Consider the following 23,131-nt stretch of genomic DNA (forward strand, 5'->3'; position numbering starts at 1 on the left):
GCGATACGTGGTCGTCAACGACAGGGAGGACGGACCATGCCCCACCGCATCCGAGTGCTGCTCCGTGCCAGTGATCCGATCACCCAGGCCGGTCTGGCGGCCCAGCTGGGTGGCTGCCCGGACATCGAGATCGTCGAGAGGCTGTCCGGAGCCGTCGCCGTGAGCGCGGGTGGGGGTTCCGAGGCAGCCGTGGCCGTGGCTGGCGCCGGCGGTCCCGGGACGGGTGCGGCTGGGCGGCCGTCGTACCTGCGTCCCGTCCAGCTCACCGCGGAACCCGACCGGGGCCGCGAGCATGGCGCCACACCGGTTCGGCCGGCCCACGACGGTGCGGCGCCGGGTGGGCCGAACCCGTCCGGCGGTGATCCGAGGGCAGCCGACGTGGTCCTGGTGAGCGCGCAGGGCACCGACGAGCGCACCCTGCGGATGGTGCGTGAGCTGCAGCAGGGTGGGGTGCCCGTCGTGCTCGTCGTCGCGGAGCTGGAGGCCCACGACCTGACCGCCGCCGTTGAGGCGGGTGTCGTCGGGCTCCTGCGCCGGGCCACCGCCACCCCGGAGGCGGTGCTGGCGGCCGTGCGCGGGGCCGCCGCCGGTGAGGGCTACCTGCCGCCGGACATGCTCGGTTCGCTGCTGAGACAGGTCCAGCAGGTGTCCACACAGGTGCTGGCGCCGCGCGGGCTCACCTTCTCCGGGCTCTCCGAACGTGAGCTGACGGTGCTGCGCCTGGTCGCCGAAGGGCATGACACCCAGGAGATCGGGCGGCGCCTCAACTACTCGGAACGGACCGTGAAGAACGTCCTGCAGGACGTCACGCGGCGGTTCGGGCTGCGCAACCGCTCCCACGCGGTCGCCTTCGCCCTCCGCCAGGGCCTGCTCTGACCGGCGAGTCAAAGGACCGTGTGTCCGTCGAGGCCGCCGGTACCCGTGTCCACATGATGGGTGAGGGATGTACTGCTTCCGGAACCGGAACCGGAGGCGGCGTCGGTGCCGGCGGGGTCGAGGTGGTCGAAGGCCAGCGGGTCCAGGCCGAGCTGGTGCTCCGCACCGTCGAGCAGGCCGTCACCGTCGGAGTCCATCCGGCTCGGGTCCGTTCCCAGCACCCGCTCCAGATCGTCGCTGAGCCCGTCGTGATCGCTGTCGAGCGTCGCCGTCGGCCCGGTCGCCCCGTCGAGGTGGCCGGCACCGAGACTGTCCGGGTTCGTGGGGCTGCTCCCGAGGGCGAGCTCGGCCGAGTCGGGCAGGCCGTCATGGTCGGAGTCGGCGGACGTCGGGTCCGAGCCCACGCGCAGCAGCTCGTAGATGTCCGACAGGTTGTCGTGGTCGCTGTCGACGGCAGCGGAGTCCGTACCGACCTGGCTCTCCAGCGCGTCGGTGAGGCCGTCGCCGTCGCTGTCCGCCCCGGCGGCCTCGGTGCCGACCCCGCCGGCCAGGGCCAGGGAGCTGCTCGAGTACCCGCCGGGCGGTGCCCCGGCGCCGACCGGGCCGGACAGCCCCGGCAGCACCGCGGCCCGGTTCAGCCAGTCACCGCGGTTGTCGAACACACCGACCCCCAGGCGAGAGTTGCGCGCCTCGATCGTGCGGCCGTCACCCAGGCTGATCGCCACATGGCTGATGTAGCCGTTCGGGTCGGCGCGGAACAGCAGCGCGCCCGGGGTGCGCAGCGCGTCGTCGACGGAGATCTCCTGCCCGTGGGTGCGCAGCTCCTCGTACTGGGCCGCGGCCCCGTCGGGGATCTCGACACCCGCCTGCGCGGCCGCCCACTGGGTCAGCTCCGAACAGTCGAACGCGGTCGGGTCGGAGTCGTCGAGGTGCGCCTCGGCCCCGTAGACGTACTTGTCGCCGGCCTGCGCGAGCGCTGCCTGCAGAAAACGGGCCGTCGTCTCGTCGAGATGGCTGCCGCCGGCGTCGCCGGCGGCGGTGAGCTGATGGCCGTAGCCGGCCGTCCCCGCCCAGTTGCCGTGGGCCTCGCCCTCACCGGCCAGCTGGGCCGCCCGCTCGGCCTGGGCCCGGTAACCGAGGTAACGGGCGTCGTCCAGGCCGTGGGTGGTGGTCCACGGCGAGACGTCCCGGCCGCCGCGGGAGACCTCGTAGGCGAGCTTCGCGTTGACCGCGGGGTCGTACGCTTTCTGGTCGGCCCACTGGCGGTGGGCGTCCATGTTGATCTGCCACAGGCCGCGGGAGTCCTCCCCGCGGGTCGCGTGGGCGGAGCTGTCACCGCCCGACTCGGCCAGGGCGATGGCGGTCATCGTCACCGCCTGGTCCGGAGTGAAACCCGCCGCGCGGGCGTAGCCGTAGATGTCCGCGGCGTTGTACCTCGCCATGAGCTGACGCTACGTCGATCACGCGGCGGGCGGAACCGTCGCACGCGCAGATGTTTCGCCTCGTCTCGTTGCCCGAACACGCAGCCCGAAGACGCAGCACGAACGGGCAGCGCGGACGGGCCGGGTGCGTCCTTGCGGCGGTCGGTGCCCGGATGTCACCGTCTGAGGCGATGATCCATGACGTGGACGCGACGCTCGCCGCGCTGCTCGCCGCCGAAGCCGTGGCCGGCGGTGACACGGAGGTCCTCTTCGACGCACCGACCCGGGAATGGGCGGCCCGGCGCGGTGGGCCGTGCATCGACGCGTTCCTCTACGACATCCGGGAGGATGTGGCGCGCCGCGAGATCGCCTTCGAGCAGGTCCGGGACGGCGCCGGCCGGATCGTCGCGCGCCGGCCGCCGCCGCGCCGGCTGCGGCTGTCCTACCTGCTCACCGCGTGGACGTCCCGCCCGGAGGACGAGCACCGGCTGCTCTCCGTCCTGCTCGCCGCCCTGCTGCGGCACGACGCGGTGCCCGCCGAGTACCTGCGCGGGGCACTGGTCGACCAGCCGATCCCGGTGCTGCTGCAGCTCGCGCTGCCCACCGGCGCGGACCGCGGCATCGCCGACGTGTGGAACGCCCTCGGCGGTGAGCTCAAACCCTCCTTGGACCTCGTCGTCGTCGCGCCGTTCGACCCCGCCCGGGTCGAACCGGTGCGCAAGCTGGTCGCGGCCGACCCCGAGGTGCACCTGCGCGCCTCGGCCACCGACCCGCGCGCGCCAGCCGTGCCGCCACCGCCCGGGAGCAGGCCGGCGGGCGCCGGTCCGCGGACCCGGCGCGTCCAGGAGCTCTGAGCGCCACCCGTGCACGGGGACGACTCGCTGGCCGATCTGCTGGGCCGGCTCGCCGTGGTCGAGGCCCGGGTCCGCGGCGCCGTCGCCGCCCGGCGCGCCGTCGACCCGGAGCCCGACGACGCCTTCCGCGGCCTCTACCTCAGCGACGGCCACATCGACGCCCTCCTGCTCCGCACCCCGACCCAGACCGCGCCAGCTCCGCCGGAAGCACCCGGCCCGGCCGATCCGGCCGATCCGTCTCCAGGCGATCAGAGCGCGGGTCCGGGTGATCTCGCGGCCGAGGTGGAGCGGGCCGCCGCGGCGGCGCGGGAGCGGGGCAGCCGGCTGCGGCTTCGAGAGCTCGCGGGCGGCTTCGGGCTGAGCGGGCTCGATGTCGACATCCTGCTGGTCGCGCTGGCCCCGGACCTGGACGCCCGGTTCGAGAAGCTCTACGGCTATCTGCACGACGACGTGACCCGCCGCCGGGCCAGCCCCGGCCTCGCCCTGGAACTGTGCGGGCGTTCGCCGCTCGACGGTGCGGCCCGCGCCCGGTGCGCGCCCGGCGCCCCGCTGCTCGCCACCGGGCTGCTTGTCGTGGAGGACGCCGACCGCCCCTTCCTGACCAGGTCGCTGCGCGTTCCGGACCGGGTCACCGCCCACCTGCTCGGCGTGGACGACCCGGGCCCGGCGCTCGCCGAGGTGCTGACCGACGCCCCGGACGTCGACGATCCGGTGGTCCGGCGGGTGGCCCGTTTTCTCAGCACGGCACCGCGCCCACCGCGCCCACTGCGCCCACCGAGCCGGCCAGACCCGCCGGTGCGCCAGGCTCGTCCGGCGGCCGACGCCCGGCCGTCCGACACCGGGCTGGACGAAGCGGGGCCGGACGGCGTCAGGCTTGTCGACCCCGGGCTTGGTGACCCGATGCTCGTCTACCTGCGGACCACGCCCGGTGCGGACGGCCTCGCTGCCGCGTTGTCCGCCTGCCGCCGGGCCGGGCGCCGCGCCCTCGGCCTGGATCTCTCCGCGCCGGGCCTGGCCCGTGTCGCGGACCCGGCCGGAGGTCGCACCGGCAGCGGCGACGTCGGGGCGGGCGAGGACGGGGGCGGGGAGATCGGCATGGGCAGTGGCTCAGGCTCAGGTGCCGTGCCGGCCGCCGACCGGTTCGGCGGTGTCGCGGCGACGCTCGCCGTCGCCGTCCGCGAGGCACGACTGTCCGGGGCCGTACTGGTCGCCGGCCCAACCGGAATGCTCGACCCCGCGGCGCGTGGGCTGGTGGTCCGCGCCGCGGCCGGAGGCGATGGGACGCTGCCGCCTCTGCCGGTGGTGCTGTACGGGCGGGGCGCGTGGGATCCGGAGACCCCCGGACCGGTGCCGTTGATCGATGACGTGCTTGCGCTGGGGGCCGACGCGCAGGCCGCGGTGTGGGCCGCCGAGCTGGGCGCGCCGATGCCCGGCGAGCTCGCGTCCCTGCGGCTCGCGCCCCGCCAGGTGCGCCGGGCGGTCGCCGCCTCCCGGCTGTCCGCCCGCGTCCTGGAAGGTGGCCCGGAGCACGATTCGCCGGAGCTGCAGGAGCCGCAGCCGTCGCCGGTGCCGCCGGAGCTGCAGGCGGCGCCGGCGGCGCGAGCGGCCGCGCCGCCGCGGGTCGAGTGGCTGGTGGCGGCGGCACGGGCGCAGAACGCCACCGGGCTGGAGCGGCTGGCCCGCCGGATCAGCCCGGCGGTCGGCTGGGACGATCTGGTGCTGCCGCCGCGCACCCTCACCACCCTGCGCCATCTGGCCGGACGGGCGGCCCACCGCGGCCGGGTTCTCGACGACTGGGGGCTGCGTCGCGGCGGCGGCCGAGGTGAGGCCGTCACCGCCCTGTTCGTCGGCGAGTCGGGAACCGGTAAGACCATGGCCGCGGAGGTCGTCGCGGGCGCCCTCGGTGTCGACATGTACGTCATCGACCTGTCCGGGGTCGTCGACAAGTACATCGGCGAGACGGAGAAGAACCTGGAACGCATCTTCGTCGGCGCGGAGGGGCTGAACGCGGTGCTGTTCTTCGACGAGGCCGACGCGTTGTTCGGGAAACGTTCCGAGGTCTCCGACGCCCGCGACCGTTACGCCAATGTCGAGGTCGCCTACCTGCTGCAGCGAATCGAGTCGTTTGACGGGGTGGCCGTTCTGGCGACGAACCTGGCCGCGAACCTTGACGACGCGTTCCGCCGCCGGCTGTCGGTGGTCGCGGAGTTCACCCGGCCGGACGCCGAGCAGCGCCTCGCCCTGTGGCGGCGGATGCTCGCCGGGGTGCCGCTGGCCACCGACGTCGACCTGGAGTTCTGCGCGAAGGCGTTTGGGCTGGCCGGCGGCGACATCCGGAACGCGGCGGTGACCGCGGCCTACCTGGGCGCGGCGAACGGTCAGGTGGTGGACATGCGCGAGATCGTCACCGCGGTCGCGCTCGAATACCGCAAACTCGGCCGCCTCTGCCTCGCCGACGAGTTCGGCCCTTACTTCGGTCTGGTACCACGTTGATCGCCGGGCCGGCGGCGTCGACATGAACACCATGTGGTGCCCTTTGAGGCAGATCCCGGCCTCGTGCGCCTGCAGCGTGCAAACATGGCAGCGGCCCAGGTGCTGGCCGGGTCCGTCCCGCTGGGAGGTCGACCGACATGGACCACGACCGGATTGAGCGGAGATCCCGCACTGTCCGTGGGCCGGGGCCTGAACCTGTGGCGGTGGCGCGGGCCAGGCAGGGGCACAGCCTGCAGGCCCTGGTAGGCAACGCCGCCTTTGGGCGGATCGTGCGTTCGGATGGTGGTCTCCCGGTCGCCACAGCGCGGCCTGCGTCGGTTTCGACCATGCTGCGCGTGCAGCGGGCTGGTTCAGCTCCGTGCTCGTGTTCCGATCACGAGGATGTCGAGCCGGGGGAGCGGACCGCGGTCTCCGCGAACGCGGTGAACCGCATGCCTCTCGTGCAGCGTGTGACCGCGACGGACCTGGCGGTGCAACGCGTCCCCGGCGACGGCATGACGCCCCCTGGAGACTGCTCCTACGGCCGGTACATTCCGTTGCGGATGTCGGTGGAGTCCGCGAAGGCCGTTGTCGGCATGCTTGGTTCGTGCTCGCCCGGCGACAGCTGCCCCTTCCTCGCATTGAAGATCGCGGCGATCGGTGCGGAGATCGCTGCCCGGGTGGCCCTTGACGCGACCTGTTTCAAGGGTGGGGACACCGGTCACCAGACGCAGGTGCGAGACAAGATCAACATGATGAACAGGTGCTTCCGGTTCTTCCAGACATCCGACTGCTCGGGTGATCTGATCGCCGCGATGGAGATCGTTGTTGCGCGGGCACGCGAGGTTATTGAGGCTGCCGCCATGGCTGTCGCCGCCGCTGTCGTCATCGCCACGATCGCCGCGCTGGTCGCGGCGGTCATCGCGCTCGCCGAGATCGTCATGGCCGCTCTCGCGGCGGCAGCGGAGGCCGCTGCCGCCGCGGCCGCGGTCGCGGCCATGGCGGCGCTGCTCGCGATAGTCCGGGAGAACCTCTCGTCCGAGTCCCAGCCGTCCGCGTGAGAAGGGTTGGCTGCCGCGCGATGTCTCTCGAAGCGCACCTGTTCGAAGCGTTCGCGTCGCGCCCGCGACCCGTGGCGGCCGGGATCCTTCGCCCGGCGAGCGTGTCGGTGGATGACCGGGTACCGCTGGTGCTCGCGGAGCGGGCGGTCACGGAAATTTCGACCGACGACGTCAACAACGTCTTCGCAGGAAATCTGTGGGCTCTCTCCCCGGTGGCCTTCCGGTACTATCTGCCGGCTCTCATGCGTTTCTCGCTGATCTCCTACCGTTCGGTGAGCGTGTTCGCCTCCGAACTGGTAGGTGCGCTCACGAGGCCGGAGCGGGATGATGTGACGGAATCGCTGGACAGGCTGGATCTGCTGTCATCAGAAATCGCGCCGAGTGTCTCAGGGGTTGCGGATCTGCTGCGTTCCCAGCAGCTCGAGTGGTTCGATTCAGGTGCTCCGACCGCGACTTTTCATGAACGTTTCGATGACCTGTCGGCGGCGGAGGGAGATGCCGTCCTGAGGTTTCTGGAGACGTTCCAGGAAGCGCATGGCGCGGACTTTCCGTTCGGTGAACTGGACGCGGCGATCACCCGGTACTGGTCGAGGTTCCGGGCGTCTCCAGGTGCCGAATCCACGGGTGCCGAACCAACCTGATCATTCATCTTCCGTGGCTGCATCACGTGTGCCCGTTCGGGCAGTGTTCGCCACCTGAAGACGTCAGGGGTGTTCGCGCGATGTCGACACGACCAGACTGTCGGATGGATACGTCCGTCCGATCGGTGTCCGCCGGTGCCCGAACTGGGCGGCCGTGCGCGGCGGCGGGCACGTCGGCGATGGGCACGTCGGCGATGGGCATGGAGCGGTGCGCCCGTTTCCAGAGGAGGTCGCTATGGAGCAGGACCAGCTGGCCGTCCGCTCGGCGGCGGCAGCCGTGGCGCGGCGTTCTTCGGCCGCCAACCGGGAGCGAGGCTCGGCCGCGCTCCACACGCAGGTAGGTAACGCGGCATTCGGGCGAATCCTGCGTGCCGGCGGTCTGGCCAGCGACGGCGGCTCACACGGAGCCGAGACAGCGGTGCTGCGCAGTGCCCTGCGCTCGCAGGGCGCCGGTCCGCTGGACCCGGAGATCGGAGCGGCGATCGAGGCGCGGCGGGGTGCCGGCTCACCGCTTCCGGAGCCGGTGCGGGCGGAGATGGAAGGCCATCTCGGTGCCGACCTGTCCGCCGTGCGGATCCACACCGACGGCGCGGCGGCGACCCTGAACCGAGCGGTGCAGGCAGAGGCGTTCACCACCGGCTCCGACGTCTTCTTCTCGCCCGGGCGGTACGACCCGGCGTCGCCGACCGGGCGCGGTCTGCTGGCCCACGAGCTCACCCACGTCGTGCAGCAGACGAGCGGCGCCGGCGGGCCCGGCGGCACGGTCAGCCATCCGGACGACCCCGCCGAGCGGGAGGCCGCCGCGGTCGGCGCCCAGGTGGCCCGTGAGGCCGCTCCGCTGCCGGAGGAGGAAGAGCCCGCGGAGGGCATGTGAGCACCGGATCGGCGCTGATGCCGCCCGCAGCGGCTGACCGGCGTTCGCCAGCCGACCGGCACCCGGCGGCTGTCCGGCACCCGGCGGCTGACCGACCAGGGCCGGCTGCCAACCGGCTGGCATCACCCCGGTCGGTTCCACCACCGGGGCATCCGCTGCTCGGTCTGCAGCGCAGCGCCGGGAACCGGGCGGCGGCCACCCTGCTGCGTGAGCAGCGCGAGCAGACAGAGTCGGACGGGCGGCTTCGCATCGGGGTGCCAGGGCTGGCGGTGACAAAGCCGCCGGTTTCCTGCCAGCCGTCGGTGTACCGCCGCTCCTCGGCGTCCCAGCCCGCTACGGCACCTCAGCGGCCTTCACCGTCCCGCCGAACTGCGGTGTCCCGGGATCCGGCGGTGTCCCGCCGGCCGGCGCCTGCGGCGAACGGCGCGGCGGTGACGGTGTCGCGCGGCCTGCTCGACGACGTGACCTCCGGAGTGTCCGACCTGGCGGCGGGGGCGCGGGACAGGGCACTGTCCGGGCTGACCTCGTACGCACACCGGATGCCCGGCTACAAGCTGCTCGGCGTCGTCCTCGGCCGGGACGTGCTCACCGGGACGGAGGTGCCGCGCTCCGCGGCAACCGTGGTCGGAGGCTTCCTCGAGCTGGTGCCGCGCGGCCAGGAGATCTTCGAGAACCTGAACCGGTCGGGCGCGCTGGAGCGGGCGTCCGCCTGGTTCGAGGCCGAGGTGCCCAAACTCGGGCTCAGCTGGGAGGCGATCCGCGCCCTGTTCAGCCGGGCGTGGGACGCGCTCGACATCACCGACCTCGCGGACCCGGCCGGTGCCTGGGCGAAGATCGCCGGCGTTTTCGGGCCGCCACTGCAGGCCCTGCTCGGCTTCGCCCGCTCGGCGGCCGGCAAGGTCATGGAGTTCGTCTTCGAGGGCGCGCTCGCACTGGCCGGCGGTGCCGGCGAGCAGGTGATGGCCATCATCCGGCGCGCCGGTGACGTGCTCGGCACGATCGTGAACGACCCGGTGCGCTTCGCCGGCAACCTCGCCGCCGCCGTACGTACAGGCCTGGGGCAGTTCGTCGGCAACATCGGGACGCATCTGCAGTCCGGGCTGCTCGGCTGGCTGACGGGCGCCCTGCGCGGCGCGGTGCGCATACCCGCCCGCCTCGACCTGAACGGCATCGTCTCGGTCGTGCTCGACCTGCTCGGGCTGAGCTGGTCGGCGCTGCGCACCCGGCTGGTCCGGCTGCTCGGCGAGCGGGTCGTGCGCGCGATGGAGACCGCCGTCGACTGGGTGCAGCGGATCATCACCGGTGGGCTCGGTGCCGTCGTCGACAAGATCATGGAATCGGCGACGGGCCTGCTCGACACCGTGCTCGGCGGCATCCGCGACTGGGTGGCCCGCTCCGTGGTCGGCGCTGCCGTCACCCGGCTGATCTCGATGTTCAACCCGGCCGGCGCCGTCATCCAGGCGATCATCGCCGCCTACAACACCGTCCAGTTCTTCATCGAACGAGCCCAGCAGCTCGCCGCCTTCGCCACCTCGGTCTTCGACTCCATCGCCAAGATCGCCGCCGGCTCGATCGGGGACGCCGCGAACGCCGTCGAGCAGGCACTCGCCCGCAGCGTCCCGGTCGTCCTCGGCTTCCTGGCCCGCCTGCTCGGCCTCGGCGACATCGCCGCCCCGGTACGCGACGTCGTCGGCCGCGTCCGCGGTGTCGTCGACGGCGCCCTCGACCGCGTCGCCGACTGGCTCGCCTCTGTCGGTCGCCGCCTCGTCGGTGGACGGCGCGAGGGCGGGGAGCGTCACACCGCCGCGGCGACCGGTGCTGACGGCGCCGCAACCCCCGGAGCGGCCCCTGCATCGGCGACCGCTCCCGGCACCGCCGCCGCGACTCCGGCCGGCGAAGGCACGGCCGAGGGAAGCGTGATCGCTACGGCTTCCACCACGGCGGCTGGTCACGCCTATACAGGTCGTGCGGTTGTCGCGGGTGGCCGTGTCGAGGTCCAGGTCCAGCGGGCGGTGGTGAAGGCTGGGCCGGCGGCTGCGGCGAGTGCCGCCGCGGCTCCAAACGGCGAGGCGCGCTCGGCTCTCGCTGCACTTTCCCGCATGATCCAGAACATCGAGGAGCGCCGGCTGGACGGCTTGACCGTGGATTCTCGTGGTCGTGCCATGCAGATCAAGCCGGAGGAGATAGTTCGCATTCAGGCGCTTCTGCGTCAGGTGGTCGGAGAGGATCTGGTCAAGGCCGCCGCGTTGTATGTCGCCGGCGTCACCGCGACGGGCTCGTCGCGACCGGCTCTCAGCCGGCATCAGGAGGATTTCGCGAAGACGCCCCGCAAGGAGCGGCGTGCCGTCTACTACACTGGTTTGGTGCCCTGGGATTCTCATATCCGTGGCGCCATTGCTGCCCGCGACTACTCCCGGATCGAACTGCAGGTTCGCAGCCTGGGGGCGGACTGGATCGCCGGCGAGGGGGGATACCTCGGCGACGGAGGTCTGAGGGATCTTCTCCGAACCGGGATCAGAATAGGATCTCGTGGCGGAGACAACGAGCCCAGGGGTGAATATCCGAAGTTCATCCCGCATGCTTCGTTCATGCTTTTCGAGGCTGCCGCGGGCAAGGTGGTGAAGGCGGAACGGGAGGCGCGAAAGCCGAACCCTCCGGAGCGGCGAGCAGCGCTCCAGATACTTCTTGCGGACATGCGTCAGGGCGAGCGCTTCGATGTCGACCACATCAGGCCACTGGCGCTCGACTGGGAGGAGAGGGGGCACCGGAGCACTGCTGAGGAGCGGGCGCGGGTGGCCGCGGATCCGAGCAACCTGGAGCTCGTCTCCCTGAACTGGAACCGGTCGAAGGGCGGCGAGGACGAGAGGTTCCTGACGGAGCCGGCGGCCGGATTCACCCGTGCGCCGGGTGAGGCGTCACTGCCGGTCCCGCCCGAGCCTGCTGCCGAAGGCCTGATAGCTGCGCCATGAGGGCTGCACGATCGGGCGGATTCTGGTTCCCCTGACGGTGCGCCGTCGGACGTTGGCGCAGTCCCCTCCACGGCGGACGATCTATGCATTCCCGGTCAGGTCGAGGAGGGCATGGCATGCCGAACTACCGGTCGCCCGGCGTCTACGTTCAGGAGGTCGAGGCGGGGTCCCGGCCGATCGAGGGCGTCGGCACGGCGGTGGCGGCATTCGTCGGCTTCACCGCGCGCGGGCCGCGTAACACCGCGATCCGCCTGGCCAACTGGGGGCAGTACGTCGAGAACTTCGGCGACTTCGTGCCCGGTGCGTACCTGCCGCTGGCGGTCTTCCAGTACTTCAACAACGGCGGTGGCGCCTGCTACGTGGTGAGCGTCGGCTCGGGCGGCGAGGGCGCCGCCGCCGGGCCGGTCGCGGAGCTGACCAGCGCGAGCAGGCCCGGGGTGGGTGTCTACCGGATCGAGGCGGTCGACCCGGATGTGCGTGGCAGCCTGTCCGTGCAGATCACTCCGGCTGGCCGGCCTGCGCAGGAGACGTCCGCCGGGCCTGACGGTGGCGCGTCCGACGGTGGCGGGAGCGCGGAGGCATCCGGTGCGAACGGCCCCACGGGAGCCGGCTCCAGCGGCAGTGCCGGGGACGCCGGCCGGCATCTCACCGTCACGGTCATCCGGGACGGTGAGCACGTCGAGGTCTTCGAGGACGTCACCACCCGGCGCGGGCGACGCAACCTGGCGACCATCGTCAACGAGGGGTCGGAACTCGTCCGGGTGACCGAGCTCGAAGGCGTCACGGCGCTCGACCGGGCGCCGACGTCCGGTGTGGTGGCGTTGCAGGCGCCCGCACCGTCGCCCGTGCCGCGGGCCGGCGCCGACGACTTCATCGGGAAGGTCGCCGAGCGTACCGGCGTCGCCGGCCTCGCCGCCTGCGACGACGTGACCATGGTGCTGGTGCCGGACCTGTGGTTCGCCTTCCAGCAGCAACAGATCAGCCTGGACGTGGTGCAGGCCGTCCAGCGGGCGGTCATCGACCACTGCGAGAGCGCCGGTGACCGGATGGCCATCCTCGACCCGCCCCCGGGCCTGAACGCCCAGGCCATCCGGGACTGGCGGCGGGAGCAGGCCAACTTCGACTCCAAGTACGCCACCCTGTACTGGCCCTGGGTTTCCGTCTTCGACCCGGTGGAGGGCCGCAGCCGGTTCGTTCCGCCGTCCGGTTCGGCGGCCGGCATCTGGAGCCGCAGCGATGACACCCGCGGTGTGCACAAGGCGCCGGCCAACGAGGTGGTGCGCGGCGCGCTCGGCCTGGAGCTGAACATCACCAAGGTGGAGCACGACGAGCTCAACCCGGTGGGCGTCAACGTGATCCGGGCGTTCCCGGGCCGAGGCATCCGGGTGTGGGGGGCGCGCACCCTCTCCTCGGACCCGGCCTGGCGCTATGTCAACGTCCGGAGGCTGTTCAACTACCTGGAGGCGTCGATTCTCGGCGGCACCCAGTGGGCGGTGTTCGAGCCGAACGACCTCGATCTGTGGCAGCGGCTGCGGCGCACGGTGTCGGCCTTCCTGCTCGGCCTCTGGCGGGACGGTGCGCTCTTCGGAGTCACTCCGGACGAGGCGTTCTACGTCAAGTGCGACGAGGAGACGAACCCGCCGGGAGTCGTCGACTCCGGCCAGGTGATCATCGAGATCGGGGTCGCGCCGGTGAAGCCGGCCGAGTTCGTCGTGTTCAAGGTCGCCCAGATCACCCTCGGCGCCGAATAACCGGCCGCCGCCCGGCCACCTGACCACCCGACGAGTTCACCGGAAACCCGGACAGGAGAGACGTCGTGCCCATCGGCGAGGACGCGCTCGGCAACTACGCCTACCAGATCGAGATCGACGGTGTGGCGATCGCCCAGTTCAAGGAGGTCTCCGGGCTCAGTGCGGAGATCCAGGTGATCGAGCACAAGGAGAACAAGAAGGGCGGTATCCCGGTCATCAAGAAACTGCCCGGGGCCCGCAAATGGGGCGACATCCAGCTCAAGCGCGGCAAGACCGATGACCCGGGCTGGTGGAAGTGGATCAAGCAGGTGCAGGAAGGGAAGATCGACGAGGCGCGCAAGAACGGCTCGGTGGTCCTCTACGACTACACCCGCGGTGAGAAGGCCCGTTTCAACTTCATCAACGCCTGGCCGTCCAAGGTGAGCATCGGCAGCCTGCAGGCCGGCGGCAGCGAGATCACCATCGAGGAGGTCACGCTCGTCCACGAAGGCCTGGAGCTGGCGTGACCACAGGCGCCGCCGGGCTGGTCACCGAGTTCGCCTTCGCGCTGCCGCGCGGCTATCTGGACGCCGACGGCCAGCTACACCGCGAGGGCGTCATGCGGCTCGCGACGGCGCGGGACGAGATCCTCCCGCTGCGTGATCCGCGGGTGCGGGACAACGAGGCGTACCTGACCGTGCTCCTGCTGTCCCGGGTGATCACCCGCCTCGGATCGCTCACCACGATCACCCCGGCGGTCGTCGAGGGGCTGTTCGCCCCTGATCTCGCGTTCCTGCAGGACCTCTACCGCCGGATCAACCAGGAGGGGCACACCCACGCCGCGGTGAGCTGCCCCTCCTGCGAGCACGCCTTCACGGTCGACGTGGCAGGTGGTGCGCCGGGGGAATCCTGACGTACGCGGCCGAGGACCTGCTCGAGGAGGTCGCGTACCTGGCCGCCGGCTACCACTGGTCACTCGCGGACATTCTCGATCTCGAGCATCCCGACCGGCGGTATTTCCTCACCGCGCTGACGAAACTGACCGACGAATCCGGAGGGCTGGACTAGGCGATGCTGGGTTCGGGCCTGGGCGCATGGCTGCGCCGTCGATCGGATCGCCCCTCGTCGGGCGGTGCGGTCGGCGGGGATGGAGACACGGAGGGGGAGACCACCTCCGGCGGCAGCGGCCCGGGAGATGCTTCGGGCGGTGGTGCCCTGCCAGCACCGGCCGCGTGGCGTTCGCTACCGCCGCTCCGCCCCGCGGACCATCCCGTGACCGCCGATGCCACCGGCTTCGCCCGGGGGCTCGGTAGTCGCAGCCCGGCCCCGATCGTCCTGCGTGCCCTGGCCCACGGCGTGGACCCGCGCGCGCCGTCCGGAACGTTCCGGCCCAGCCACATCGGGCCGGCCTCCGCGGCGCGGATCCCCACGCCGCCCGTCGCCGTATCACCGCCGGTCGCCACACCGCCGCCGGTCGCCACACCGCCGCCGGTCGCCGCCCGTCGCGCGGTCGCCCGATCGACGGGCGAGTCGATCGGCAGTACGGCCGTCGGATCGGGCGCCGAGGCGCTGACGTCGGCCGGTCAGGCCTCGTCCGGCTGGCGGCGCGCGCGGCTCGCCCGATCGGTTGGCGACCTTCCGCCGACCGGCGCCCCGCCATCACCGACCGCACCTTCCGCGTCTTCGGCACCTGACGGGGAGCCCGGTGAGGCGGAGGCGGTTGCCGACGGCCTGACGTCGGATGGTGCGGTTCCACCTGCCGCGACTCCGTTCGCCGCGGCTCCGCTGCCGGTGTCGGTACCGGCATCCGTACCTGCTGGTCCCACGCCGCCGCCCCGCCGGCTGGTTGCCAGCGCCGGGTCGGTACAGCCCATGCGTCTTGCCGCCGAGCTGCCGCCCCCGGTGGTCCGTGTGCTGCGCCGGCCGCAGCCAGCCACCGTCGCGGACGGGGACATCATCGGTGCCGGTGCGCGCACTGCGCGGCCTCGGGAAGGCGCGACCGCCGAGAACGACGGCCTGTCGTCAGACATGCCTAGCAGCGGCCGGGGTGACCTCGGTCTCGGCGATCACGGCAGTGACGCCGGCGGGTGGCCGGCCATGCCCGTGGCACGAGCGGCTACGAACCCGCCGCCACCGTCGGCGGCCAGCATGGAGGCGGCGCCGTCCGGCGTGGGATCGCCGGACGGCGCCGCCGGGCGCCGTGGCCTCGGTGTCCCGATCGGGCCGGCACGAGATGATCTGCCGCGGCGGGGTCGGGTCATCGAGACTCCGTCGGTCACCCGTTCCACAGAGGGGACGGGCCCCGGCGGCCGTCCGGCTGGCCGCCGGGCCGGCCTCGGCCTGCCGGTCTCGCGCCGTCCCGTCGTCGATCCCGGACGCGACGACTCCGGAAGCGGCGGCTCTGGAGGCGATGGCCCCGGAAACGAGAGTCCGGGAGGCGGTGGCACTGGCAGGTCTGATTCTCGAGACGGTGGGCGGCAGCCCGGCGCTCCGTCCCCGTCGGGGCTGACCGCATCGCCTGGAGGAACGCCGCCCACGCAGAGCGCGGGCGGCACGTCCGCCGTGTGGCGGGCCGAGCTCCCGGAGCAGCAGCTCCCGTCACCGCCCTCGCGGCCACCCGCCAGGTCGGTGCCACCGGTGAGCCGGGCGACGCGTTCCGCGAACGTCGACCCGTCCTCGGCACCCCTGTCACCGGCCACATCCATACCGGAATCGGTGGGACGACCGCCGGCACCGTCCGTGTCGGCGGAACTGGACGTTCCACCGCTGCCAGGCGTCGCACCGGCGTTGGACGTCCCGGCTGTGCCGCCCCCGGACGCTCCGATGTTCCGGGATACCCCGCCGCTGCCTCCGGGTTTCCCAGCCGTGCCGGGGGCGCCGGCGGTGTCCGACGGCTGGGCGGTGCCGGATGGGCGGGCGGTGTCGGATGGGCGGGCAGCTTCGAGCGTGCCGGCGGGCCTGACGGGAATGGCCGCCAGGGCCACCGGCGGGACGCCGCAGCAGCGAGCCACGTCCTCGTCGAAGGACCATCCGGTGGCACGTGTCGTCCAGCCTCCGCTGGCGGGCCCGGTCCCGCTGGTTCCGCGCGTCCAGCGGGTGGCTCGTGCCGCGGCGCGGGCTGATAGCGGTGTCTCCGATCCGCCCCGTTCCGGCGGCCCGGCCGACACGGTGTGGTCCGCGCCGGCCGAGCTCGGCGGTGGCCCTGGCACGTCGCCTGCGTTCGGATGGGGGGGTGCTGCCTCCGCAGGGTCCGCATCGGACGGTGCCGACGGTGCCGGCCCAACGCCAACCGTGATCGTTCCGGCGTGGGGGCGCCCGCCTGGGCCCGCACAGGCGCCTGCCCCGTTGTCGGCACCGTCCGTGGCACGCCTTGCGGGGGTGGCATCGGATCCGGTCGGGCCGGCGCATCAGCCCCTTCAGCGTCGGCCGCTCCCGGCGTTCCAGCCAGCCCGGTCGCTCCACCCGGAGCAGATCGCCGTGTCGCGGGAGCCCGAGTCGGCCGCCGGTGCGTCCCTGCCGCCGGCGGACGCACCATCCACCCTGGTCACCAGGTTCAGCGCATCCGCGCCGAGCGTGGCCAGGGTGACGGCGGACGAGCAGCAGGCAGCCCCGGAACCTGCCGGAGCCGGAGCCGGAGCCGGAGTCGGAGCCGCGGGCGCCACAGCCGGTACCGGTGCCGGTACCGGTACGGCGAGCGGTGACGGTGGGCGGATTCCGGATGCCGAGATCGCTGGGCTTGCCGAGCGGATCTACGAGTACCTGGCCCGTCGGCTACGCGCCGAGCTGCTCGCCGACCGGGAACGTCGCGGCCTGTTGGCGGACCCGCTGTGAACGCCGCGTCGTCGTCACTGCAGCAGAGGAGGACTCCGATGCCCGTACCGGCCAGACCCGTTCCGGCCAGACCCCGGCCATCCAGGCCCGGGCCGGCCAACGGGCTGCGTTTCGACGTGACCATCGGCGCGTTCGAGCTCGGTGCCTTCACCGCGATCGAGGGCCTGGATGCCAGCTACGAGATCAAGACCTACGACGAGGGCGGCCAGAACGGCTTCCAGCATCAGCTCCTCGGGCGCGTTCACTACCAGAACGTCAAGCTGACCCGGCCGATCGACGCGGACAGCCGCAACCTCAGCGGCTGGTTCAGCACCTTCGCGCGGGAGGGCGACGGGCGGGAGACGACGGCCACGATCACCGCGTTCGATGACAACCTGCGCCGGATCGCCGAGTGGACGATGGTCGGGGTGTGCCCGGTCCGCTATTCGGGGCCGCGTTTCTCCAGCGCCGACGCGAAGGTGGCGACGGAGACCCTGGAGTTCGCCCACCAGGGGTTCCGGGCTCAGTGGCCGGGCCGGTGATCGGGCGGTGAGCCCGGCGCGCGGGAGTTTCGTCAGGGCCCGGCTGTGCGAGCAGGACAACCAGAGCACGCGGGTGACCTTCCATTTCAACCCGTCGACGATCAAGATCGCGAAACGGGCGGAGTACCGGGAGCAGCCCACGCAGGCGGCCCGGGAGTCGCCTCGTCCGGCTTTCCTCGGCGCCCGGGCCGTCGATCTCCAGTTCAACCTCCTGCTCGACGCCGGCCGCGGGCAGGACCGATCGGTGATGGCCGAGATCCAGCAACTGCTGGAGTGGACGAACCCGACCAGGGATTCGCGTGAGGGGACGTCACCGAGCCCGCCGGTGCTGATGTTCACCTGGGGTGAGTTCAAGCTCGGCGCCAGCGGCCAGTTCGTCGGCCTGCTCACCAGCGTCGACGCGACCTGCAACCTGTTCGCGCCGAGCGGGGCGCCCACCAGGGCCGAGGTGGCGCTGGCGATGAAGGCCGCGCCGGAGGAGCCGAAGGGGACCAACCCGACCTCGGGCGGGGTGAGCGCGCGCCGCGCCCACCGGGTGATCGGCGGTGAGACCCTCGCCGGCATCGCGTACCGCACCTACGGCGACGCCGGTTGCTGGCGGGCGATCGCGGAGCTCAACGGCCTCGACGATCCGACCAGGCTGACCCCCGGCGCCCGGCTGCTGCTGCCGGACCGCGCCGACCTCACGCCCGGGCCGGGCCGGCGGGGTGGTCGGTGATGGCGGCGGAGACCTACGGGGCGCTGCCCGTTCTCTATCTCGACTCCGCCAGGGTGCCACCCGCGGTCAGTACCGCGATCCGCCGGGTGGTCATCGACAGCGATCTCGCCGCGCCGGACGCCTGCCGGGTGGTCCTCGACGATCCGGGCCGTCAGCTGCTCACCGTCGGCGGGTTCGACTTCCACAAGACGCTGCGGGTCACCGCGCCGCCGGCAGCCGACCCGACCGGCGCCGCGGCCGAGACGACCCTGTTCGAGGGGCGCGTCTACAGCCTCGGGATCTCCTACGACGAGCTCGGCTCACACACCGTGATCGTCGCGTACGACAGCTCGTACGCGCTGTTCAACGGCGTCCACACCGCGACCTACCACAACGTCACCGACTCCGATCTCGTCTCCATGATCGCCGGGAAGGCCGGGATCGATACCGGGACGATCGCGGCGACCTCCGTCGTGCACGACCATGTCGGGCAGATCAGCGAGACGTACTGGGATTTCCTCACCCGGCGAGCCCGCGAGATCGGCTACGTGCTGCGGGTCCGCGGGAACCGGCTCGAGTTCGACCGGCCGGCCCCGGCCGACGAGGCACCGGGCCCCGGTGGTTTCGACAGCCGGGACCATCTGCAGTTGACCCCGGGTGGTGACCTGGAGGTGTTCACCGCCCGGGTGACCGCGGCCCAGCAGGTCACCGAGGCGGAGGTCCGCGGCTGGGACGACCGGGCCAAGCAGGAGGTGGTGGCGACGGCCCGGGCACGGACGAGTTCGGCACAGCTTCCCGACGAGCCGGCGACGCTCGGCGCGGGGAACGCCAACGCCCGCTTCACCGCCGCGGCAAGGCCGCTGGCGACCCAGGCCGAATGCGACGCGATGGTCGCCGCGCTCGCCGAGCGGATCGCCAGCACCTCGGCGGCCGCGGAGGGGGTGGCCCACGGCGACCCGCGCATCCTCGCCGGTGTGGCGCTCAGCGTCGGGCGCACCGGTGGCCGTTTCGACGGGAAGCTCACGGTCTCGCACGCCGAGCATGTCTTCGACCATTCCGGCTACCGCACCCGTTTCACCGTCGCGGGTGGGCATGATCGTTCGCTGCTCGGCCTGGTCGCCGCGGCGGGCGGCGCACGAGGAGGCAATCCGACGATCCCCGGGGTGGTGCCGGGCATCGTCTCCAACATCAACGATCCGGAGGCGCGGGGCCGGGTCCGGGTCCGCCTGCCCTGGCTGTCCGCCGAGTACGAGACGTACTGGGCGCGGGTCGCGTTCGCCGGCGCCGGCGCGGACCGCGGCCTGCTCATCCCGCCGGAGGTCGACGACGAGGTGCTGGTCGCCTTCGAGCAGGGCGATCCCCGCCGCCCCTTCGTCCTCGCCGGCCTCTACAACGGGGTGGACGCGCCGCCGTTCGAGGGCGGGGTCGACACCGCCACGGGCCTGGCGGTGCGCCGCGGGCTGCGGACCCGCCAGGGCCACGAAATCATGATCAGTGACGCCGACGGTGACGAGCACGTCGAGATCCGCACCCGGGACGGCCGGGTCCGGATCCGTCTCGACCACGACGCCGGTGGGCTGACCATCGAGACGGACTCCGACGTGGAGATCCGGGCCGGGGGAAATCTGCGGATGACCGCCAACGGGGATCTGGAGATCTCCGCGCGTGGCTCGGCATCGCTGTCGGCGGACGGCGGCGTCACGGTGACCAGCAGCGCCGACGTCACGGTGCAGGGCTCCCAGATCAAGTTGAACTGACCTCGCGGGCCACTGACGGCAGGCGAGATGGACGAATCCGAGATCGGCGTGAGGGAGGTGACTCGGTGAGCGCTCCCGTCGTCGTCGCCGGGGACAGGATCACCGGCATGTGCGCGGTCCACCAGATACCGGGGCCCGCCGGTGCCCCGATCCTCTCACCGGCGCCGCTGCCGTTCTCGGCGCCGGTGACCATGGGACTTTCCACCACGGTGTTCGTCGGTGGGCAGCCGGTGGCGCTGGAGTCGTCAACGGGCACGAACCTGCCGCCGCACGTCGGCCTGCATGTCTCCGATCCCTACCTTGTGCCGGCCGCGCAGCAGGGCCGGGTGCTCTCCGGCAGCGGCACCGTCCGCGTCGAGGGGCGCGGCGTGGCCTACTCGGGCTGCCCGGTCACCCAGTGCGCGCAGATGACGGCCATGATCGTCGGTTCGGGCACGACGGTGCTGGTGGGGCCATGACGGTGCAGCCGGTGGGCCCCGCGGCGGGTGGCTTCCTCGGAGCCGGGTGGCGCTGGCCGGTGGCAGTCGACGCGGCCGGCGCGTTCGCGATGACGACGGGCGCCGCCGAGGTGGAGCAGGCCATGTACCTGATCCTCAGCACCACACCGGGAGAACGGCCGATGCGCCCGGAGTTCGGATGCCCGCTCGCCGACCACGTGTTCGCGCCGGCCGACGCGAACACGGCCGGTCTGATCGCCTACGAGGTGCAGCGCTCGCTCACCCGGTGGGAGCCGCGGGTCGAGGTCCTCGAGGTCGTGGTCACGCCGGACGTCGCCGCGTCGACGCTGTGGATCGACATCGCCTACCGGATCCGCGACGACTACGACCGGCGCAACCTCGTCGTCCCGTTCTACGTGATCCCCGACGACGAGACTGAGGCCCTCCGATGACCCTGCCGGCACCGAATCTCGACGACCGCACCTTCCAGCAGCTCGTCGACGACGCCAAGCGCTTCATCGCCGATCGCTGCCCGACGTGGACGAACCACAACGTCAGCGATCCGGGCATCACCCTCGTCGAGACCTTCGCCTGGATGACCGACCTGATGCTGTACCGACTCAACCGGGTCCCCGAGCGCAACTACCTGCGCTTCCTCGACCTCGTCGGGGTCCGGTTGTTCCCGCCGGTCGCCGCGCGGGCCGAGGTGTCGTTCCGGCTGTCCGCGCCGCAGGACGCCACGGTGCGCATCCCGAAGGGGACGGTCGTCTCCACCCGGCGTACCGCCACCGAGCCGGCCATCGAGTTCACCACGATGGCCGACCTCGACGTGGTGCCCGCCCGCTCGGTACGGGTCGGGTCCGTCATCGACGGCCAGACGTGGCGTGACCACACCGAGGAGCTCGGCCTGGGCACCGGGTTCGCCTGTTTCGACCAGCACCCGAAGCCGGGCGACGCGCTGTACATCGGCTTCGACCGGCCGGCCCCGTCGCTGATCGTCCTGCTGCGTTTCGCCTGCACGGTCAGCGGGCACGGCATCGACCCGGACAACCCGCCGCTGCGCTGGGAGGCCTGGGACGGCGAGCGGTGGCGTCGATGCCCGCAGGAACAGGACACCACCAACGGCCTGAACACCTCCGGTGTGATCGAACTCCATCTGCCCCGCGGCCATGCCGTCCGGGACATCGGCGGGCGGTCCGCGGCCTGGGTGCGCTGCCGGGTCGTCGAGCGCCGGGGCGTGCGCGGCTACCGGGATTCACCGAAGATCGTGTCGGTGACCGGTGTGGCCGTCGGCGGAGATGTCGACGCCGTGCACGGGGCGCAGGTGCCCGGTGAGGTCCTCGGGCACGCCGAAGGGGTGGCCGGGCAGGCGTTCACCCTCAGCCAGGCGCCGGTGCCGACGACCTCGGATCCGATCGTCGTCGAGGTCGGTGCCGCCCGGCGGGCCCCGGGCGATGCTCCCGAGGCGCTGCCCGAGCCTGCCCCGGAGCTCGAATGGACGGTGTGGGAAGCCGTCGAGTCGTTCGCGGCCAGCGGCCCCGCCGACCGCCACGTCACCGTGGATCCGACTTCCGGGGAGATCCGCTTCGGGCCGCTGGTCCGGCTGGCCGACGGCACGGTGCGCACGTTCGGCGCGGTGCCGGCGAAGGGCGCCACCGTGCGGGTTCGTCCCTACCAGACCGGCGGCGGGCGCGACGGCAACGTGGTGGCCCGGTCGCTCAACACCCTGCGCACCTCCATCCCCTACGTGGCGGCGGTCTACAACCGGGAGCCGGCCACCGGCGGCCAGGACGGGGAGACCGTGGAGGAGGCCAGGGTTCGCGGCCCACTGACACTGCGCCACCGCGACCGCGCGGTGACCACGGAGGACTACGAGATCCTCGCCCGCCAGGCCGCGCCGGAGATCGCCCGGGCGCGCTGCGTCGTCGACGAGTCCGGCGAGAACGCGGGTGTGGTGCGCGTGCTGCTCGTCCCGCGGGTCGCCGACGTCGCCGCCGACGGCCAGCTCGACCCCACCGGGCTCCTCGTCTCGGACCGCACCGGTGAGGCGGTGCGCCGCTACCTCGACGCCCGCCGGGTCATCGGGGTGCGCCTCGTCGTGGAACCCCCGATCTACCTGGGCTTCACCGTCGCTGCCCGGGTGCGGGCCACCGCCACGGCGGCCCCCGAGCAGGTGCGCGACGAGGCGCTTCGCCTGCTGCACCGGCGCCTGCACCCGGTCACCGGAGGGCCGGACGGCACCGGGTGGCCCTTCGGCCGGGCGGTCACCATCGGCGACATCCACGGTGTGCTCCAGGCGGTGCCCGGTGTCGCCTACCTGGAGGAGGTCCGGCTCTACCGGGCCAATCCGATCGCCCGGGCCAACTCGCCGGCCGCGGAGCAGCGGCCCGTCCGCACAGAGCGGATCGATGTGCCGGCGAACGGCCTGGTGATCGGTTTCGAGCATCAGGTGGATGTCATCCGATGAGGCAGGCCGCCGATCTGCCGACGCCGTTCCCGCTGGCCCGCGGAGTGCCGGGAGTGCTGCTCGACGCCGGTGCGCTCGGGGACCTGCTCGCCGCGTTCGACCAGGTGCTCGCACCGGCACTGGCCACGATCGACAACATCGACGCCTACCTCGACCCGGATCTGACCCCGGCGGACTTCCTCGGCTGGCTTGCCGGCTGGCTCGGCATCGCGGTGGACGACCGGTGGCCAGCGGAGCACGTCCGAAGGGTGCTGCGGCACACCCCGGAGCTGCTGCGTTGGCGGGGCACCGTGCGCGGGGTGCTCGCCGCCGTCAGGGTGCTGGCCGAGGTGGAGGCCGAGGTCATCGACAGCGGAGGGACGCAGTGGTCGCCGCGTCCGTACGGGATCCCGCCGGGCAGCCGGGCGCCGCTGCTGCGGGTGCGGGTGCCGCGCGACGCCGACCTGCGCGCGGTGGAGGCGGCGGTGCGCGGTGCGAAACCCGCGCACGTCCCGCACCGGATCGAGACAGGCTGACGCCGCTG

The 23,131-nt window shown here is 72.5% G+C and carries 19 protein-coding genes; 18 read left to right on the top strand and 1 reads right to left on the bottom strand.

The genetic code is table 11. The features are described 5' to 3' along the window. Nucleotides 1-36: 36 nt before the first annotated feature. On the top strand, nt 37-876 hold the full coding sequence (locus tag AWX74_RS30185) for a response regulator transcription factor (RefSeq protein ID WP_091283738.1): 840 nt from the start codon (nt 37-39) through the stop codon (nt 874-876). Between the two features lie 8 nt (nt 877-884). Here AWX74_RS30185 and AWX74_RS30190 read toward each other — a convergent pair whose 3' ends face one another. Beyond that, nucleotides 885-2,318, bottom strand: a complete 1,434-nt coding sequence (locus tag AWX74_RS30190) for an NlpC/P60 family protein (protein ID WP_091283739.1) — start codon at nt 2,316-2,318, stop codon at nt 885-887. Between the two features lie 152 nt (nt 2,319-2,470). On the opposite strand from AWX74_RS30190, the gene AWX74_RS30195 reads away from it, so the two are divergent. The 17 genes from AWX74_RS30195 to AWX74_RS30280 all read left to right on the top strand — a co-directional run bounded on the left by AWX74_RS30195 (nt 2,471) and on the right by AWX74_RS30280 (nt 23,123). Beyond that, nucleotides 2,471-3,151, top strand: a complete 681-nt coding sequence (locus AWX74_RS30195; protein WP_091283741.1) for a Pvc16 family protein — start codon at nt 2,471-2,473, stop codon at nt 3,149-3,151. Nucleotides 3,152-3,160: 9 nt separating this feature from the next. Continuing rightward, on the top strand, nt 3,161-5,644 hold the full coding sequence (locus AWX74_RS40925) for an ATP-binding protein (protein WP_207550445.1): 2,484 nt from the start codon (nt 3,161-3,163) through the stop codon (nt 5,642-5,644). A 431-nt stretch (nt 5,645-6,075) separates the two neighbouring features. Next, nucleotides 6,076-6,684 (top strand): hypothetical protein, encoded by a 609-nt coding sequence (locus AWX74_RS30205; protein WP_165615834.1) that lies wholly within the window; start codon nt 6,076-6,078, stop codon nt 6,682-6,684. A gap of 128 nt (nt 6,685-6,812) precedes the next feature. Next, the gene (locus AWX74_RS30210; RefSeq protein WP_207550446.1) at nt 6,813-7,325 is read left to right on the top strand and encodes a hypothetical protein; all 513 of its coding nucleotides are present in this window, start codon (nt 6,813-6,815) and stop codon (nt 7,323-7,325) included. Between the two features lie 235 nt (nt 7,326-7,560). Further along, a complete protein-coding gene (locus AWX74_RS30215; RefSeq protein ID WP_091283747.1) occupies nt 7,561-8,199 on the top strand; it encodes an eCIS core domain-containing protein in 639 nt (212 codons plus the stop codon). 392 nt (nt 8,200-8,591) lie between these two features. Beyond that, on the top strand, nt 8,592-11,168 hold the full coding sequence (locus AWX74_RS30220; RefSeq protein WP_131799571.1) for a hypothetical protein: 2,577 nt from the start codon (nt 8,592-8,594) through the stop codon (nt 11,166-11,168). 116 nt (nt 11,169-11,284) lie between these two features. Next, complete coding sequence (locus AWX74_RS30225; protein ID WP_091283751.1) at nt 11,285-12,919, top strand: phage tail sheath family protein; 1,635 nt, start codon at nt 11,285-11,287, stop codon at nt 12,917-12,919. A 65-nt stretch (nt 12,920-12,984) separates the two neighbouring features. Then, nucleotides 12,985-13,425 (top strand): phage tail protein, encoded by a 441-nt coding sequence (locus tag AWX74_RS30230; protein ID WP_006539663.1) that lies wholly within the window; start codon nt 12,985-12,987, stop codon nt 13,423-13,425. Further along, nucleotides 13,422-13,811, top strand: coding sequence for a hypothetical protein (locus tag AWX74_RS30235; protein ID WP_054564461.1), 390 nt, complete (start codon nt 13,422-13,424; stop codon nt 13,809-13,811). Before AWX74_RS30230 ends, AWX74_RS30235 begins: the two co-directional genes overlap by 4 nt. 2,564 nt (nt 13,812-16,375) lie before the next feature. Continuing rightward, nucleotides 16,376-16,729 carry a hypothetical protein gene (locus tag AWX74_RS40280; RefSeq protein WP_165615836.1) on the top strand — a complete coding sequence of 118 codons (354 nt, stop codon included), beginning with the start codon at nt 16,376-16,378 and terminating at the stop codon, nt 16,727-16,729. 38 nt (nt 16,730-16,767) lie between these two features. After that, a complete protein-coding gene (locus AWX74_RS30250; protein ID WP_054564459.1) occupies nt 16,768-17,250 on the top strand; it encodes a phage tail protein in 483 nt (160 codons plus the stop codon). 7 nt (nt 17,251-17,257) lie between these two features. Beyond that, nucleotides 17,258-17,968, top strand: a complete 711-nt coding sequence (locus tag AWX74_RS30255; protein WP_242666482.1) for a CIS tube protein — start codon at nt 17,258-17,260, stop codon at nt 17,966-17,968. Further along, entirely contained in the window at nt 17,968-19,704 is a 1,737-nt protein-coding gene (locus AWX74_RS30260) for a VgrG-related protein (protein ID WP_091283756.1), read from the top strand. The genes AWX74_RS30255 and AWX74_RS30260 overlap by 1 nt, the downstream gene beginning before the upstream one ends. A gap of 65 nt (nt 19,705-19,769) precedes the next feature. After that, nucleotides 19,770-20,162, top strand: a complete 393-nt coding sequence (locus AWX74_RS30265; protein WP_091283758.1) for a PAAR domain-containing protein — start codon at nt 19,770-19,772, stop codon at nt 20,160-20,162. Continuing rightward, nucleotides 20,159-20,593, top strand: a complete 435-nt coding sequence (locus AWX74_RS30270) for a GPW/gp25 family protein (RefSeq protein WP_054564456.1) — start codon at nt 20,159-20,161, stop codon at nt 20,591-20,593. The genes AWX74_RS30265 and AWX74_RS30270 overlap by 4 nt, the downstream gene beginning before the upstream one ends. Beyond that, a complete protein-coding gene (locus AWX74_RS30275; RefSeq protein WP_091283760.1) occupies nt 20,590-22,608 on the top strand; it encodes a putative baseplate assembly protein in 2,019 nt (672 codons plus the stop codon). Before AWX74_RS30270 ends, AWX74_RS30275 begins: the two co-directional genes overlap by 4 nt. Beyond that, the gene (locus AWX74_RS30280) at nt 22,605-23,123 is read left to right on the top strand and encodes a phage tail protein (RefSeq protein WP_091283762.1); all 519 of its coding nucleotides are present in this window, start codon (nt 22,605-22,607) and stop codon (nt 23,121-23,123) included. Before AWX74_RS30275 ends, AWX74_RS30280 begins: the two co-directional genes overlap by 4 nt. Nucleotides 23,124-23,131: the final 8 nt, after the last annotated feature.

This window comes from Parafrankia irregularis (genome assembly GCF_001536285.1).
Classification (GTDB): Bacteria; Actinomycetota; Actinomycetes; order Frankiales; family Frankiaceae; genus Parafrankia; species Parafrankia irregularis.

Bases quoted from the DNA above. Each gene is read 5' to 3' on its own strand.
- AWX74_RS30275 (WP_091283760.1), top strand. From the start codon at position 20,590: ATGACCCTGCCGGCACCGAATCTCGACGACCGCACCTTCCAGCAGCTC.
- AWX74_RS30270 (WP_054564456.1), top strand. From the start codon at position 20,159: ATGACGGTGCAGCCGGTGGGCCCCGCGGCGGGTGGCTTCCTCGGAGCC.
- AWX74_RS30260 (WP_091283756.1), top strand. From the start codon at position 17,968: ATGGCGGCGGAGACCTACGGGGCGCTGCCCGTTCTCTATCTCGACTCC.
- AWX74_RS30190 (WP_091283739.1), bottom strand. From the start codon at position 2,318: ATGGCGAGGTACAACGCCGCGGACATCTACGGCTACGCCCGCGCGGCG.
- AWX74_RS30250 (WP_054564459.1), top strand. From the start codon at position 16,768: ATGCCCGTACCGGCCAGACCCGTTCCGGCCAGACCCCGGCCATCCAGG.
- AWX74_RS30215 (WP_091283747.1), top strand. From the start codon at position 7,561: ATGGAGCAGGACCAGCTGGCCGTCCGCTCGGCGGCGGCAGCCGTGGCG.
- AWX74_RS30185 (WP_091283738.1), top strand. From the start codon at position 37: ATGCCCCACCGCATCCGAGTGCTGCTCCGTGCCAGTGATCCGATCACC.
- AWX74_RS30205 (WP_165615834.1), top strand. From the start codon at position 6,076: ATGCCTCTCGTGCAGCGTGTGACCGCGACGGACCTGGCGGTGCAACGC.
- AWX74_RS30225 (WP_091283751.1), top strand. From the start codon at position 11,285: ATGCCGAACTACCGGTCGCCCGGCGTCTACGTTCAGGAGGTCGAGGCG.
- AWX74_RS30195 (WP_091283741.1), top strand. From the start codon at position 2,471: ATGTCACCGTCTGAGGCGATGATCCATGACGTGGACGCGACGCTCGCC.
- AWX74_RS30280 (WP_091283762.1), top strand. From the start codon at position 22,605: ATGAGGCAGGCCGCCGATCTGCCGACGCCGTTCCCGCTGGCCCGCGGA.